At 38.9% G+C, this 699-nt stretch carries 1 protein-coding gene; it reads right to left on the bottom strand.

Going from position 1 to position 699, the window contains the following annotated elements:
* Positions 1–348: hypothetical protein (locus CQ839_RS24655; protein ID WP_146048818.1), on the bottom strand; the 348-nt coding region annotated here is incomplete at its 3' end.
* Positions 349–699 lie beyond the last annotated feature (351 nt).

The following is a 699-nucleotide window of genomic DNA, read 5'->3' as shown; positions in this document are numbered from 1 at the left end:
TATTAACTTTGCTGAGTACTTCTCTTTCTCTTGCGTTCTCTTTCCGACTGTAAACGATTGCTGACTTCTATCTTGAAAATCAGTTAGCGTTAATGTCGATTGCGTTCCTATCCATATAGCGGCTGATTTCGATGCACAATAAATATCTCTTTTGATTGGTCTGGTTGGGTGCTGACAGGTTACAAATCTTGGCTCTAAGTTTCTTGGCAGATACTTTAAAGTTAGATCAGCTTGTGTAAGTGCTACAAATCCCGTACCTGTGGTTAATGCGTTCGATTTATCGATACGAATTAACCAAGGATTGCCGTTATCATCAAAATATTTAAAATCTGCTACTGAGCCAGCCATAGTTTGGATCGAGTCTTCGCTTTAGTAGTGCAAGGCGAACGAGCTTACAAAGCTTGTCAAGTTATTTCCTATGTTGTCTGATTCTCTTTGACTGGTCAACTTGCGACTTTTAGGTAGAAGTGGGAAGTTGTTAAATTGGCTGTATGCTTTTATTCACAGGCTTTTAAGCTATTCTTGATTAATCAAATATCTGTTCTATTGGAACTTTTACCAGTGAACGGGGTTAAAGAAGGAAGTGTTACATGTCCAAGAATAACCGCCATAGTCAAGCAGAAATTTTGTCCGCGTCTGATTGCGATCGCATTCGTCGATCGATAATTTCCAAACATCACTTGTTACTTTGGGATATTG

The sequence above is a fragment of the Pseudanabaena sp. BC1403 genome (assembly GCF_002914585.1).
Taxonomy (GTDB): Bacteria; Cyanobacteriota; Cyanobacteriia; order Pseudanabaenales; family Pseudanabaenaceae; genus Pseudanabaena.
This window is presented reverse-complemented; position numbering and strand designations above follow the sequence as displayed.